15 protein-coding genes are annotated in these 14,132 nt (G+C 61.1%); 6 read left to right on the top strand and 9 right to left on the bottom strand.

The window, feature by feature from the left end; genetic code table 11:
- Nucleotides 1-10 precede the first annotated feature (10 nt).
- Together arcA and arcD (NDJ82_RS23120) are read right to left on the bottom strand one after the other, a co-directional pair.
- Nucleotides 11-1,267 carry an arginine deiminase gene (gene arcA, locus NDJ82_RS23125; RefSeq protein ID WP_250926370.1) on the bottom strand — a complete coding sequence of 419 codons (1,257 nt, stop codon included), beginning with the start codon at nucleotides 1,265-1,267 and terminating at the stop codon, nucleotides 11-13.
- A 24-nt stretch (nucleotides 1,268-1,291) separates the two neighbouring features.
- Nucleotides 1,292-2,719: an arginine-ornithine antiporter gene (gene arcD, locus NDJ82_RS23120; protein WP_122305141.1), complete on the bottom strand. Its 1,428-nt coding sequence runs from the start codon at nucleotides 2,717-2,719 to the stop codon at nucleotides 1,292-1,294.
- 447 nt (nucleotides 2,720-3,166) lie between these two features.
- On the opposite strand from arcD (NDJ82_RS23120), the gene arcD (NDJ82_RS23115) reads away from it, so the two are divergent.
- Nucleotides 3,167-4,594, top strand: coding sequence for an arginine-ornithine antiporter (gene arcD, locus NDJ82_RS23115; protein ID WP_250926369.1), 1,428 nt, complete (start codon nucleotides 3,167-3,169; stop codon nucleotides 4,592-4,594).
- A 122-nt stretch (nucleotides 4,595-4,716) separates the two neighbouring features.
- Here arcD (NDJ82_RS23115) and NDJ82_RS23110 read toward each other — a convergent pair whose 3' ends face one another.
- The 7 genes from NDJ82_RS23110 to NDJ82_RS23080 all read right to left on the bottom strand — a co-directional run bounded on the left by NDJ82_RS23110 (nucleotide 4,717) and on the right by NDJ82_RS23080 (nucleotide 10,342).
- Nucleotides 4,717-6,066: a CoA transferase gene (locus NDJ82_RS23110; protein WP_250926368.1), complete on the bottom strand. Its 1,350-nt coding sequence runs from the start codon at nucleotides 6,064-6,066 to the stop codon at nucleotides 4,717-4,719.
- Nucleotides 6,067-6,106: 40 nt separating this feature from the next.
- Nucleotides 6,107-7,450: a sensor histidine kinase gene (locus NDJ82_RS23105; RefSeq protein ID WP_250926367.1), complete on the bottom strand. Its 1,344-nt coding sequence runs from the start codon at nucleotides 7,448-7,450 to the stop codon at nucleotides 6,107-6,109.
- 68 nt (nucleotides 7,451-7,518) lie between these two features.
- The gene (locus tag NDJ82_RS23100; protein WP_158877811.1) at nucleotides 7,519-7,983 is read right to left on the bottom strand and encodes a Spy/CpxP family protein refolding chaperone; all 465 of its coding nucleotides are present in this window, start codon (nucleotides 7,981-7,983) and stop codon (nucleotides 7,519-7,521) included.
- A gap of 262 nt (nucleotides 7,984-8,245) precedes the next feature.
- Nucleotides 8,246-8,923, bottom strand: coding sequence for a response regulator transcription factor (locus tag NDJ82_RS23095; RefSeq protein ID WP_250926366.1), 678 nt, complete (start codon nucleotides 8,921-8,923; stop codon nucleotides 8,246-8,248).
- Between the two features lie 7 nt (nucleotides 8,924-8,930).
- Complete coding sequence (locus NDJ82_RS23090; protein WP_099585468.1) at nucleotides 8,931-9,338, bottom strand: SH3 domain-containing protein; 408 nt, start codon at nucleotides 9,336-9,338, stop codon at nucleotides 8,931-8,933.
- A gap of 106 nt (nucleotides 9,339-9,444) precedes the next feature.
- Nucleotides 9,445-9,744 (bottom strand): YciI family protein, encoded by a 300-nt coding sequence (locus NDJ82_RS23085; protein WP_015885584.1) that lies wholly within the window; start codon nucleotides 9,742-9,744, stop codon nucleotides 9,445-9,447.
- A 1-nt stretch (nucleotide 9,745) separates the two neighbouring features.
- Nucleotides 9,746-10,342, bottom strand: coding sequence for a septation protein A (locus NDJ82_RS23080; RefSeq protein WP_112196584.1), 597 nt, complete (start codon nucleotides 10,340-10,342; stop codon nucleotides 9,746-9,748).
- Nucleotides 10,343-10,429: 87 nt separating this feature from the next.
- On the opposite strand from NDJ82_RS23080, the gene NDJ82_RS23075 reads away from it, so the two are divergent.
- The 5 genes from NDJ82_RS23075 (at nucleotide 10,430) to NDJ82_RS23055 (ending at nucleotide 14,009) form a co-directional block, all read left to right on the top strand.
- Complete coding sequence (locus tag NDJ82_RS23075) at nucleotides 10,430-11,293, top strand: PHP domain-containing protein (protein WP_099585466.1); 864 nt, start codon at nucleotides 10,430-10,432, stop codon at nucleotides 11,291-11,293.
- A 13-nt stretch (nucleotides 11,294-11,306) separates the two neighbouring features.
- The gene (locus tag NDJ82_RS23070; protein ID WP_099585465.1) at nucleotides 11,307-11,936 is read left to right on the top strand and encodes an L-threonylcarbamoyladenylate synthase; all 630 of its coding nucleotides are present in this window, start codon (nucleotides 11,307-11,309) and stop codon (nucleotides 11,934-11,936) included.
- Nucleotides 11,937-12,755 carry a segregation and condensation protein A gene (locus NDJ82_RS23065; protein ID WP_502941245.1) on the top strand — a complete coding sequence of 273 codons (819 nt, stop codon included), beginning with the start codon at nucleotides 11,937-11,939 and terminating at the stop codon, nucleotides 12,753-12,755. It abuts the gene before it with no gap.
- Between the two features lie 12 nt (nucleotides 12,756-12,767).
- Nucleotides 12,768-13,688: an SMC-Scp complex subunit ScpB gene (scpB, locus tag NDJ82_RS23060; protein ID WP_250926365.1), complete on the top strand. Its 921-nt coding sequence runs from the start codon at nucleotides 12,768-12,770 to the stop codon at nucleotides 13,686-13,688.
- Between the two features lie 129 nt (nucleotides 13,689-13,817).
- Nucleotides 13,818-14,009: a DUF1289 domain-containing protein gene (locus NDJ82_RS23055; RefSeq protein ID WP_112196582.1), complete on the top strand. Its 192-nt coding sequence runs from the start codon at nucleotides 13,818-13,820 to the stop codon at nucleotides 14,007-14,009.
- Nucleotides 14,010-14,132 lie beyond the last annotated feature (123 nt).

The following is a 14,132-nucleotide window of genomic DNA, read 5'->3' as shown; positions in this document are numbered from 1 at the left end:
TGGAATCTCCTTAATAGTCGATAGGGTCGCGAATGATCGGGCAGGTCATGCAGTGGCCGCCGCCACGGCCCCGGCCGAGCTCACCGGCACTGATGGTGATGACTTCCACCCCGGCCTTGCGCAGCAGCGTGTTGGTGTAGGTGTTGCGGTCGTAGCCGATCACCACGCCCGGCTCCACGGCCACCACGTTGTTGCCGTCGTCCCACTGCTCGCGTTCGGCGGCGAAGGCGTTGCCACCGGTTTCCACCACGCGCAGCGCCTTGAGGTTGAGGGCGGCGGCGACGGTTTCCAGGAAGTTGGTTTTCTCCCGTTGGATGTCGATGCCGTGTGGCTTGCTTTCGTCAGGGCGCAGGGTGAACGGCACGATCTGGTTGACCACTTCTGGGAAGACGGTGACCAGGTCGCGGTCGCAGAAGCTGAACACGGTGTCCAGGTGCATTGCCGCGCGTGATTTCGGCAAGCCGGCGACGATCACCCGTTCCACGGCTTTGTTTTTGAACAGGTTGCGCGCCAGCTGGCCGATGGCCTGGTGGGACGAGCGCTCGCCCATGCCGATCAACACCACGCCATTGCCAATCGGCATCACGTCGCCGCCTTCCAGCGTAGCGGCACCGTGTTCCTGGTCGGGGTCGCCGTACCAGATCTGGAAGTCGGCGTTGGTGAATTCAGGGTGGAATTTGTAGATGGCGCTGGTCAGCAGGGTTTCCTGGCGACGCGCCGGCCAGTACATCGGGTTGAGCGTCACGCCGCCGTAGATCCAGCAGGTGGTGTCGCGGGTGAACTGGGTGTTGGGCAACGGCGGCAGAATGAAACTGGCGTGGCCGAGGAAATCGCGGAACATCTCGATGGTCTTGCCACCGAAGCTGCTCGGCAGGTCATCGGCCGATACGCCGCCGATCAGGTACTCGGCGATCTTGCGCGGCTCCAGGCTGCGCAGCCACGAGCCGACTTCCTCGACCAGGCCCAGGCCCACGGTGTTGGCGGTGATCTTGCGTTCCAGGATCCAGTCCAGGGCCTCGGGATTGGCAACGATGTCGGTCAGCAGGTTGTGCATTTCCAGCACATCAATATCCCGCTCGCGCATCTTGGTCACGAAGTCGAAATGGTCGCGCTTGGCCTGGGCCACCCACAACACGTCATCGAACAGCAGTTCATCGCAGTTGTTGGGGGTCAGCCGCTGGTGGGCCAAGCCTGGGGAGCACACCATGACTTTGCGCAGTTTGCCGGCTTCGGAATGTACGCCGTACTTCACTTTTTCCGTGGTCATTACAGATCCTCCAAGGAGCAACAATTACAGAGTCAGGAAGCCGTCGTAGAGGCCATAGGCAGCCACCAGGGCGCCAATGACTACCGCGGCGAAAATCAGCTTCTCGACGTTGGTGAAAATCGGTTTGCCCAACTCACGCTTGGCCTTGGCGAACAGGATTGCGCCGGGGGCATAGAGCAGGGCGGAGAGCAGCAGGTATTTGGTGCCGCCGGCATAGAGCAGCCACACCGCGTAGATCAGCGCGACGGCGCCGATGAACAGGTCTTTCCTGCGCTCTTTAAGGGCGTTTTCGTAGGTCTCGCCGCGCACCGCCAGCAGCAGCGCGTAGGCCGCCGACCACAGGTAGGGCACCAGGATCATCGAGGTGGCGAGGTAGATCAGCGACAGGTAAGTGCTGGCGGAAAACAGGGTGATGATCAGGAACAGTTGCACCATGGCATTGGTCAGCCACAGCGCATTGACCGGCACGTGGTTGGCGTTCTCCTTGCGCAGGAACTCCGGCATGGTGTGGTCCTTGGCGGCGGCGAACATGATCTCCGCACACAGCAGCACCCACGACAGCAACGCCCCCAGCAGCGATATGATCAAGCCGACGCTGATCAACACCGCGCCCCAATGGCCGACCACATGCTCCAGCACCGCAGCCATCGACGGGTTCTGCAGCTTGGCCAGTTCCGGTTGGGTCATGATGCCGAGGGACAAAACGTTCACCAGCATCAAAAACAGCAGCACGGTGATAAAGCCGATCACAGTGGCCTTGCCCACGTCGGAGCGTTTTTCCGCACGGGACGAGAAGATGCTCGCGCCTTCGATGCCGATGAACACCCACACGGTGACCAGCATCATGTTGCGCACCTGGTTCATCACGCTGCCCAGGTCCGGGTTTTTCACGCCCCAGATGTCAGCGGTGAAGATCTCCAGCTTGAACGCAAACAGCGCGATCAACACGAACAGCACCAGCGGCACGACCTTGGCGACGGTGGTCACCAGGTTGATGAACGCCGCTTCCTTGATCCCGCGCAGCACCAGGAAATGCACGGCCCACAGCAACACCGAAGCGCCAATCACGGCCGCGGGGGTGTTGCCTTCGCCAAAGATCGGGAAGAAGTAACCGAGGGTGCTGAACAGCAGCACGAAGTAGCCGACGTTGCCCAGCCAGGCGCTGATCCAGTAACCCCAGGCCGACGAGAAACCCATGTAATCACCGAAGCCGGCCTTGGCGTAGGCGTAGACGCCGCCATCGAGGTTGGGCTTGCGGTTGGCCAGGGTCTGGAATACGAACGCGAGGGTCAACATGCCAATGGCAGTAATCACCCAACCGATCAATACCGCACCGACGTCGGCGCTGGCGGCCATGTTTTGCGGCAGGGAGAAGATCCCACCGCCAATCATCGAACCCACGACAAGTGCAACCAATGCGCCTAATCGAAGTTTTCCCGGAGATTCAGACATTGCATAACTCCAATGCGGGAGAAGAGAGACCACAGAATAATTCCGTGTGCTAATCAAACAGCTGACTCAGATCACTTCATTGGCACATTCCATTGTGAATTAATGACTTAGGGTGGGAACTCGTGGGCGATAAGAATCCTCGGAAACACGCTGTGCAGAGCGGTTACGCCATTGGAATTAATTATTTAGCCAGGGCTATGGACGTTTGAAGCTAGACCGTTTTTGCGGATGTGCAAACTTTTCAGCGTCGCTTCACGTATTGGCTATAAAGGTTAAAGGTGATGCAGTATTTAAAATATAAATAAGCCTGAATAGCGTTGAGTTGACATGCCATTAGGTTATGAGTGTGCCAGTTTTATCGCTGTCTCTAATAAACGCTACACTCGCTGAGTTAATTAGTGGAGTGCACGGTGGTCAGCTAAAACTGTTAATTCTTCAGGAGCGTTCATGTCCCAACCGGCCCAGAAACTTCGACTCAGCGCCCTGATCGCCTTGGTGGTGGGTTCTATGATTGGCGGGGGGATCTTCTCCCTGCCGCAAAACATGGCCGCCCGTGCCGAGGTCGGTGCCGTCCTGATCGGCTGGGCAATCACTGCCGTCGGCATGCTCACCTTGGCGTTTGTGTTCCAGACCCTGGCCAATCGCAAACCCGAGTTGGATTCCGGGGTGTATGCCTACGCCAAGGCCGGTTTTGGCGATTACATGGGGTTCTCGTCGGCCTGGGGTTATTGGATCAGCGCGTGGATGGGCAACGTCGGTTACTTCGTGTTGCTGTTCAGCACCCTTGGCTACTTTTTTCCGGTGTTCGGCCAGGGCAATACGCCGGTGGCCATCGGCTGTGCCTCGGTGCTGCTGTGGGCCGTGCATTTTCTGGTGATGCGCGGGATCAAAGAGGCGGCGTTCATCAACCAGATCACCACTGTGGCGAAGATCGTGCCGTTGCTGATGTTTATCGTGATCGCAGCGGTGGCGTTCAAGGCCGATATCTTCAGCCGCGATATCTGGGGCCTGGGCAACCCGCAGCTCGGCAGCGTGGTGGACCAGGTGCGCAACATGATGCTGGTCACGGTGTTTGTGTTTATCGGCATCGAAGGCGCCAGCGTCTATTCGGCGCGGGCCGAGAAACGCTCGGACGTGGGCCGGGCCACGGTGATCGGTTTTCTTGGCGTGCTGGCGCTGCTGGTGCTGGTGAATGTGTTGTCCCTTGGGATCATGAGCCAACCGGAACTGGCCAACCTGCAAAATCCCTCCCTGGCGGGCGTGCTGGAGCATATCGTCGGGCCTTGGGGCGCGATGCTGATCAGCCTCGGCCTGGCGGTGTCGCTGTTGGGCGCGTTGCTGTCGTGGGCGCTGCTCTGCGCGGAAATCCTCTACGCGACTGCCCAGGACAAGACCATGCCTGCGTTCCTGAAGAAAGAAAACGCCAACCAGGTGCCGGTCAATGCGCTGTGGCTGACCAATGTGATGATTCAGGTCTTTCTGGTGATCACGCTGTTTTCCCACAGCACTTACACCACGCTGATTTACCTGGCTTCGTCGATGATCCTGGTGCCGTACCTGTGGTCGGCGGCCTACGCGGTGCTGTTGAGCGGGCGCGGCGAAACCTATGAAGGTGCCCAGCGTCAGCGATTCAAGGATCTGTTGGTGGGCGTGATTGCCCTGGGTTACGCGGTATGGCTGCTCTACGCCGGGGGGTTGAAGTATTTGCTGCTGTCGGCGCTGCTCTATGCGCCGGGCGTGATCCTGTTTGCCCTGGCCAAGCGTGAGCAGGGGCGGCCGTTGTTTACTCACATGGAGAAAGGCATTTTCAGTTGCGTGATCGCCGGTGCCGGGCTGGCGGCGTATGGGCTGTACAGCGGGGTTCTATCGTTATAAATGGGTTGGCTGTACTGGCCCCATCGGGAGCAAGCTCCCTCCCACATTTTGATTTGTGAACACAGTCACATGTGGGAGGGGCGGTGCGACGGTTCGACTTGCCCCCGATAGCGACCGCCAGATCACCACTGTGCTCGGTGCGAGCCTAATTCCCCGGCCGGCAAATCCCACTGCAATGGCGTACCGCTGATGGTCAGCGGGGGGAGCAACCGGTGGGCCTGGCCCCAGGCGGTCTGTTCCACGACCAGGCCTTGATCACACGGCTCTTCGGCCCGCAACGCTGGTTGCTCCGGCGCTTGTCCCGCTTCTACCAACAACGTTGCCGTGCGCGCCAAGGACAACCGCGCCGACCCACCACGGCCGGATTCCAAACGCTCGCTCAAGGCCTGGATCGCGCTGGCCGCCATCAAATACCCGGTGGCGTGATCCAGGGCCTGCAAGGGCAGCGGCATCGGTTTATCCGCTTGTTTCCAGGCCATGCCCGCGTCGGCGATGCCGCTGCTCATCTGCACCAGGCTGTCGAAGCCTCGGCGGTTGCGCCATGGGCCGCTCCAGCCGTAGGCGTTGAGGCTTACGTCGATCAGGCCGGGGGCGAGGGTGTGCAGTGCACTTGGGGTGTAGCCCAGTTGTTCCAGGGCATCGGCGCGGTAACCGTGCAACAGGATGTCGGCTTCCTTGAGCAAGCTTTCGAAAATCTGCCGGTCTTCGGGGTTTTTGAGGTCCAGTCGGGCGCAGCGTTTGCCGAGGGTCATTTCCGGCACCACGCCGGGCTCGTTCCAGGTGGGCGAGTCGATTCGCAATACACTGGCGCCCAGGCCCGCCAGAAAGCGGCTGGCCACGGGACCGGCCAGTACGCGGGTCAGGTCGAGCACCTTGATGCCGGCCAGCGGACGGGCGATCGAGCCGAGCCAGGGCGTGTCACGGCTGGTGTCGAAGGTCTGGCGCTGTATCAGCGCTTCAGCATTCACCGCCAACCCCTGCGGATGGATTTGCCAGGCCTGCCACGTGCGCATCTGCGCCGCGCAACCACCGGCATCGACAATCGCCTGCTCCAGCTCTGCGGCATTCCACGTTGAGACTTTGGCTGCCATCTCGGCGCGATCTGCGACGTTGCCCAGCACCTGTTCGGCGGCGGCACGGTGATGGGGCGCGTTGGTGTGCAGGCGAATCCAGCCATCGGCGCTGGCGTAGTCGCCAGCCACCGGGTCCCACAGTGGCGGCACTTGCCAGCCCAGCGGGCGAATTGAGGAAGAGAACCAGAACGACGCGAGGCGGCGGTCGACACTCACGCTGGGCAAACGTCCGGTCTGTTGTTGGATCAATCCGGCGACGGCCTGTCCGGCGGCGCCGATGCTGGCGCTGGCCAGTTCGGTAACGGCGAAAATCGAGGGCAGGGCGCCAGCCTCGGTCAGGGTCAGCGGTGTTTGGGGCAGATCGAGTGCGGCTTGGATGGGAGTCAGCAGGTCAGTCATCAAAGGCCCTCCATAAGAGAAGGGCCACTATAAAAGAACATCACACCGGTGTGACAACCCCAGGTTCCAACGGCAGGTCGATGCTGGCGATAAAGCCACCGCCGGGGTGATTGGCCAGAATCAGGCTGCCGCCATGGCGTTCGGCTGCACGCCGCGCAATCGCCAGGCCCAGGCCGTGGCCTTGGGCAGTCTGGCCGGGCGCGCGGTAGAACGGCTCGCCCAGTTGGCTGAGGTGCTCGGCGTCCACGCCGGGGCCATGGTCGCGCACGCTGATCAGGATTCGTTCGTCGTGGCGCTGCGCCCGCAATTCGATGGCCTCGCCTGGCGGGTTGAACCGTTGGGCATTGCGCAGCAGGTTGTCGACGGCGCGTTCGATCATGGTCGGCCAGCCCTTGAGCTGCAGGTCGTTTTCGCTGGTCAGTTGCACCACCTGGTCGGGCGCGCTGAGCTGGGCGTCTTTTTGCAGGGTCTTGAGCAGGGGATTGAGGTCGACGTCTTCGGCGCTGGCGTTATCGGCATCGACGCGGGCCAATACCAGGATCTCGCTGATCAAGGCCTCCAGGCGGTCGCATTCGCGGGTCAGGCGAGGCCAGAGTTTTTCCCGCTCTTCGGGGCTGGCGCGTTCGGCCAGGGCCAAGGCTATCCGCAGGCGCGCCAGGGGCGAGCGCAGTTCGTGGGACACGTCGCGCAGTAATTGGCGTTGACTGCCGATCAGGCTTTGCAGGCGTGCACCCATGCGGTTGAAGTCGGTGGCGAGTACGCCGAACTCATCACGACGGTTGGCCAGGCGCGCCAGGCTGTTTTGCTGGTAGGTGGCCTGGCCAAGGTCATGCACCGCACCGCGCAGCCGGCTCAGCGGGCGGGTGATGGATAGGGTGACGAACAGGCTGAACAGGGTCAGCACCACCAGGGCAATCGCTAGGGCGCTCAATGGCCACGTGAGGCTGCTGCGGTGCCATTCGTCGAGTTCGGGGTGGGCGATGCGGTAGATCAGCAAGTACGTGTCGCCGGTTTTCTCGCTGGTGTACTCGGCGGTCAGGCGGCGCCAGGGCAGGTGGCCTTCCTTGCTGTCGTTTTGCCGTGCTTCAAAGGCGGCGGCGCGGCGCGGGAAGGTGCCACGCACCACGGGCTCGCCGCTTTCGTTCAGCACTTGCACATCGATGTGGTACTGGCGCTTGCGCTGTTGCAGCAATTCCTGGGCAGCGTCTTCGCCCTGGGTTTCGTAGAGTTGGGTCCACTCTTGCGCCAGGTTTTTGAGGCCGGGGTGGCGGCTGAGAATCCAGGCATCTTGATTGAGCATATGCCCAAGCAGGATCGACAACCCAGCAACCAAGGCGATGGCCAGCCAGAAACTGGCCAGGATGCGCCAGAACAATGAACGCACAGGAAACCCTCAAACAGGAAAAGCCCAGTGGCGGGGGCCACTGGGCTGGGAGCGTTAACGCGGGGGCATTATTGCGCTTTTTGCGGCTGTTGCGCTTTCCATGCCTGGAATTCCTTCCATTCGGCGCGGCGCTGTTCCTGCTTTTTGATGATCTCGTCGAACTGCTTCTGCTGGTCAGGCTTGAGCACGGCACGGATATCGGCCTGGGTCTTCTGCTTGCCGGCGGCGATTTCATCCTGCATGGCTTTCTGGTCAGCGGCCGGGAGCTTGTCCAGGTACTTTTTGGTCAGGTCTTTGCGAGCGTGCCATTGGTCGCCCATCAGCTTGCCGATCTGCTGGCGCTGTTCCTTGCTCAGGTCCAGCTGGCTGAAGGGGCCGCCTTTGCCACGCGGACCGTGTTCACCGCCGTGGCCCGGGCCGCCCATCATGTGGCCGGAAGGCTCGCCCATCGGGCCTGGGCCTTCGGGCATCGCGGCCATGGCAACGGTTGGCAGGGCTGCGGCGAACATCAAAGCGATAAGGGTCTTGCGCATGGTGATTCTCCTGTCTCTATTCCGGTGAGTCCGGATGTGAGTAGATTACCCAGAGCAAGGTCAGCGGCGGTCAGGGGAGCGTAAAGCTTGAGTAAAGAGGTTTTTGATGCGAGCTGACAAAAGGTTCGCGAGCGCAGAGGTAAATAGTGGGAGCGGGCTTGCCTGCGATGGTCGTGCGTAGCGTACGTATTGACACCCCGCGATCACCGAGACCCCAACGCAGCCTCGCTTGCGCTCGGCAGCTGCTACACATGGGGCTTGCTTAGAGGCTGTAGTAATAGCCACGACTGCGCAACGCCACGATCCGTGGCCGGCCATCCGGGTGCGGGCCGATTTTTTTGCGCAGGTTGCTCACGTGCATGTCCAGGCTGCGGTCGTACAGGGTCAGCTTGCGGCCCAGGGCGATCTGCGCCAGTTCCTGCTTGTCCAGCGGCTCGCCGGGCTGGCGCAGCAAAGCTTCCAGCAGGCGGCTTTCGGAGACGGTGAGGGTGAATTCCTGTTCATCGATACTGACCACGCCGCGCACCGGGCTGAAGCACAGGTCGCCCAGCTCAAGCTGGCTGGATACGGCGGCCGGGTGGCTGCGGCGCAATACGGCGCGCAGGCGGGCGGTCAGTTCCCGTGGGTCGCAGGGTTTGGCGAGGTAATCGTCGGCGCCCAGTTCCAGGCCGAGGATGCGGTCCAACGGTTCGCCCCGTGCCGAAAGCATCAGCACCGGCAATTCAGGGTGATCGTTGCGCAATTGCTTGAGCAGCTCCAGGCCACTGCCGTCGGGCAGCATCACATCGAGCACCACGGCGGCCGGAGCGCTCTCGGCCAAGGCCTTGCGCGCGCTCAAACCGTCGTGACAGGCATGCACCTGGAAGCCTTCCTGGCTCAACCAACTGGTCAGCAGCTCACAGAGCTCCTGGTCATCATCTATCAGTAACAGCTCGCTCATGACTCACTCAATTTAGCCATTGTCGACGGCGACGGTGCCCACCGCTGGCGAAGATCCCGCACAGCAAGGCGATCAGTGCGACGGCCCCGCCGGTGACAAACCATTGCTGTTGCTCGGTCAGCCATCGGGTCAAGGCACCGCCCTGTGAATCTTTGAGTTGCTGGGCCAGCTTTTGGTTCTCTTGACGAAGGCGACTCAATTGAGCGCTTTCGCGGGCAGCATCCGCGTTTTGCAGTTGCTTGTTCAGTTCTTCACGCTGGCGTTCGCTTTCTTTCAAACGTTGCTGCAACTCGCTGATCTGGCTGCCGGCACTCAAGGACAGCGGCGTGGAACTGCCGGTGTTCGAGGTTTCTTCAGCATGGGCCGTAGCCCCGATCGTTAACACTGCCAACAGACACAACTGACGTAAGCGCATCGGAACTCCTGATTCCACACGAATATTCAGACTGTTGTCGGCCGGTTACCGAGAATAATGAGCAATTAGCAGCGCGCCGAACGCAATGTGTCCGGCGCAGCACGGGTCACGGCAGGACTTGCTTGAACGGCTTGATCACGACATCGGCGTAAACGCCGGCCGCGACATAAGGATCAGCCTTGGCCCAAGCCTGGGCATCGGCCAGGGAGGCGAACTCGGCGACAATCAGGCTACCGGTGAAACCGGCGTCGCCCGGATCGTTGCTGTCCACGGCCGGGTGCGGGCCGGCCAGTACGATACGGCCTTCGGCTTGCAGCTGCTTGAGGCGCTCGACGTGGGCCGGGCGCACGGACAGGCGTTTTTCCAGCGAGTTGGCAACGTCAGTGGCAATGATTGCGTAGAGCATGTCAGTCCTCGGTTTTCGGCGTGGTGGGCTCGGCGTCATGCAGGTGGCGCGACAGGTAAATGCCCTGGGCGACCAGGAACAACACGGTCATGCCCAGGCTGCCGAACACTTTGAAGTCGACCCAGTATTGCTGGAAGGTAAAGGCCACGAACAGGTTGGCCGCGCCGCAGAAGATGAAAAACACGATCCAGGCCACGTTCAGGCGTACCCAGACCGGTTCCGGCAGGGTCAGCGCGTGGCCCATGATCCGCTTGATCAGCAGGCGGTCGCCGATGAAGTGGCTGCCGATAAACGCCAGGGCAAACAGCCAGTTCACCACCGGGGCTTTCCATTTAAGGAAGGTTTCGCTGTGAAAAGCCAGGGTCAGGCTGCCGAAAACCAGGCACGCGACCAGGGTCAGCCATTGGCTTTTTTCCAGTTTGCGCTGGGAGATGAAAATCGCGCCGTAGACCACGACAGAGCTGATGATCAGCACGGCAGTGGCGCTGTAGATGCCGCCGACAGTGAGCTCATGGCCGGCCAGATCGACGACCCGAGGGTCGAGTTTGTAAACGATGAAGAACAGCAACAGCGGGATGAAGTCGATGAATTGTTTCACAGTAAGAGCCAGAAGCTGGATGTGGCGGCATAATAACAAACATCCTTGGTTGCGAAAGCGCCAGCTGACTTGAGGTTACACACTCCCGTGAATGTTGATTTGCACTGCCACAGCACGGCCTCCGACGGCGCCCTGGCGCCCGCGGTACTGGTTGCGCGTGCGTTTGAAAAAGGCGTGCGAGTTCTGGCGTTGACCGACCACGACACCCTCGAAGGCCTCGACGAAGCGCGTGTAACCGCCCATTCGTTGGGCATGCAGCTGGTCAACGGCGTGGAATTGTCCTGCACCTGGGGCGGCGCGACCATTCACGTGCTCGGCTACGGCTTCGATCAGAAAGCCCCGCCGCTGGTGGAGGCTATCGCGCAATTGCACGACGGCCGCTGGCTGCGGTCCGAAGAAATAAGCCGCAAATTGGCCCTCAAAGGCATGCCCAATGCCCTCGACGGCGCCCGCGCCATCCAGCAGGAACTGGGTGACAGTGGCAATGCACCGGCCCGTCCGCACTTTGCCGACTGGATGGTGCGTGAAGGTTTTGTCAAAGACCGCGCTGAAGCCTTCCGCAAATGGCTGGGGGCTGGCAAGTTGGGTGATGTGAAGCAACATTGGCCGACCCTTGAGGACACCGTCGAGACCCTGCGGGCCTCCGGGGCCTGGGTCAGCCTGGCGCATCCCTGGCATTACGATTTCACGCGCAGCAAGCGTCGCAAGCTGATCAGCGACTATATTGGAGCGGGCGGCCACGCGATCGAAGTGGTCAACGGGCATCAACCCGCCGAACAGGTCGGCAGCCTGGCGATTCTTGCCCGCGAATTTGGTCTGCTGGTCAGTGCCGGCAGTGATTTTCATGGCCCAGGCGGCTGGTCCGAGATCGGCGAGTACCGCGCGGTCCCGGAAGATTTGCCGCTTTTGTGGGGGCGATTCAAGCATGACCCCATTATTGCCACCGTCTGAACAGGTAGAACCCGTGAGTCAATTCTTCCAGATTCATCCGGAAAACCCCCAGGCACGCCTGATTAAACAGGCCGTGGAGATCATTCGCGCCGGCGGCGTGGTGATCTACCCGACTGATTCGTCCTACGCCATCGGTTGCCAGATCGGCGACAAGGGCGCGGTCGAACGTGTGCGCCGTTTGCGTCAATTGGACGACAAGCACAACTTCGCGCTGATCTGCAGCGACTTGTCCCAACTGGGCCTGTTCGCCAAGGTCGACACCGGCACTTTCCGCCTGCTCAAGGCGCACACGCCGGGCCCGTACACCTTCATTCTCAACGCCACCCGCGAAGTGCCGCGCCTGCTGTTGCATCCGAAGAAGCGCACCATCGGCCTGCGTGTGCCGGAGCACCCGATTGCCCTGGCGTTGCTGGCTGAGTTGGGTGAGCCGCTGATGAGTGTGTCGTTGATCATGCCCGGCGACACCGAACCCCTGGAAGACCCGTACGAAATGCGTCAACTGCTGGAAAAGCAGGTGGACCTGATCATCGATGGCGGCTTCGGCGGCGGCAAAGCCTCCACCGTGATCAACCTGGCCGATGGCGATCCAGAAGTGATCCGTGTGGGTTGTGGTGATCCGGCGCCCTTTATGGTCGAGGCCTGAATGTCGTCAGTGGAAACCGTCGACCCTCAGGCAGGCGCCCAGCAGGAACTGCCGTTTGCCATGGTGTACGGCCAGGCCGTGCTGGAAATGCCCCTGGATCTGTACATCCCGCCGGACGCGCTGGAGGTCTTCCTTGACGCCTTCGAAGGCCCGCTGGACTTGTTGCTGTACCTGATCCGCAAGCAGAACATCAACATTCTCGACATCCCGGTGGCGGAAATCACCCGCCAGTACATGGGGTATGTCGAGCTGATGCAGTCGGTGCGCCTGGAACTGGCCGCCGAGTACCTGGTAATGGCCGCCATGCTGGCCGAGATCAAGTCGCGCATGTTGCTGCCGCGTTCGGAGACGGTCGAAGCCGAAGAAGACGACCCACGTGCCGAACTGATCCGCCGTCTGCAAGAGTACGAACGCTTCAAGGCCGCCGCCGAAGGCATCGACGGTCTGAGCCGCGTGGGCCGCGACGTGGTGGTGCCCAAGCTGGATGCTCCCGAAGCCCGCGCGCGCAAACTGCTGCCAGACGTGAGCCTGGAAGAATTGCTGATGTCCATGGCTGAAGTGCTGCGCCGTGGCGATATGTTTGAACACCACCAGGTCAGCCGTGAGGCGCTGTCCACCCGCGAGCGCATGAGTGATGTGCTGGAGCGCCTCAAGGGCGGTGGGTTTGTGCCGTTTTTCGAGCTGTTCACCAAGGAAGAAGGGCGCCTTGGGGTGGTGGTGACCTTTATGGCGGTGTTGGAATTGGTCAAGGAGTCCTTGGTCGAGCTGGTCCAGAATGAGCCTTTTGCGGCTATCCACGTGCGGGCGCGAGCCGAATAAAGAGCTGAATCGATGAATCTGACTGAACCCCGCGAACTGGCGCCCCTGCTGGAGGCCTTTCTCCTGGCCTCGGGCAAACCGCAATCCCTGGAGCGCCTGTTCGAACTCTTCGAAGAGGCCGAGCGCCCCGAACCGCCGGTGTTCAAAAAGGCGCTGGAGATTTTGCGCAAGTCCTGTGAAGGCCGCGCCTTTGAACTGCGCGAAGTGGCGTCGGGTTATCGCCTGCAAATCCGTGAGAAATTTTCCCCGTGGGTCGGCCGTCTGTGGGAAGAGCGCCCGCAGCGTTATTCACGGGCGATGCTGGAGACCATGGCACTGATCGCCTATCGCCAGCCGATCACTCGTGGCGAGATTGAAGATGTGCGGGGCGTGGCGGTCAACAGCCATATCGTCAAGACGTTGCTGGAGCGCGAGTGGATCCGCATCGTCGGCTACCGCGACGTGCCGGGCAAACCGGCGATGTTCGCCACCACCAAGGTATTCCTCGACCACTTCAACCTGAAAAACCTCGACGACCTGCCGCCGCTGGCCGAATTGCGCGAGATGGAAGCCGAGCCGGTGCTGGACTTCGACGACGCCCCGGTGCCGGCAAGCCTGCAGGAACTGGCCGATGCCAGTGCCGAGCCGGAAGAGCCCAAGGACGAAACCAGTTTCCACACGTTGTTGCTGGAACTGGACGACATGGAGCAGGGCATCAAGACCGACTTTGACGATCTGCTGCGTGATGGGGTGGCGGAGCCTGCTGCAGAAGTGAACGTTGAAGTTGAGCCTGAAGTGGATTCGGAGGAAGACATCCTCGGCGTCGCCGATGCCCGCGAGAAACTCCTGGCCGCGGTCGCCGCGCTCGAACAGCCGCCGTTGAGCGATGAAGAAGACGAAGCTCGCGCGTTGGCCGAAGCTATCGAGGCCGAACGTCGCGAATTCGAAGACTGATGAGGGCATATGTGGGAGGGGGCTTGCCCCCGATTGTGGTGTGTCAGTTTGCACATGTATTGACTGACCCACTGCCATCGGGGGCGAGCCCCCTCCCACATTTTGATCTCCATTTGACTGGGAGAAACCATGAGCTCAACCAAAGACCCGTGCATCAGCATCTGCAAATTCAGTGACGACATCTGCGTCGGTTGCGGTCGCAGCAAACGCGAAATCCGCGCCTGGAAGAAACTCGACAAAGTCGACAAACGCAGTGTCCTGGCCGAAGCCGAACTGCGTTTGCTGGCCCTGGGCGCCACCGGCCGGCGGAAAAACAAATGACTTGGCGCATATCGACTAGTCTCTGATGCGCAACGCTCACCATGAGCGTATGATTCGCGACCCTTTGCCGACCTATTCGGCCAAAGCCCCGCTTTCAACACTCTTCAGGCCACGCCTGAATCG

This window comes from Pseudomonas sp. SR18, assembly GCF_023701505.1.
GTDB lineage: Bacteria > Pseudomonadota > Gammaproteobacteria > Pseudomonadales > Pseudomonadaceae > Aquipseudomonas > Aquipseudomonas cyclaminis.
Note: the sequence above shows the minus strand (reverse complement) of the source record. Positions and strands in the feature narration are given on the sequence as shown.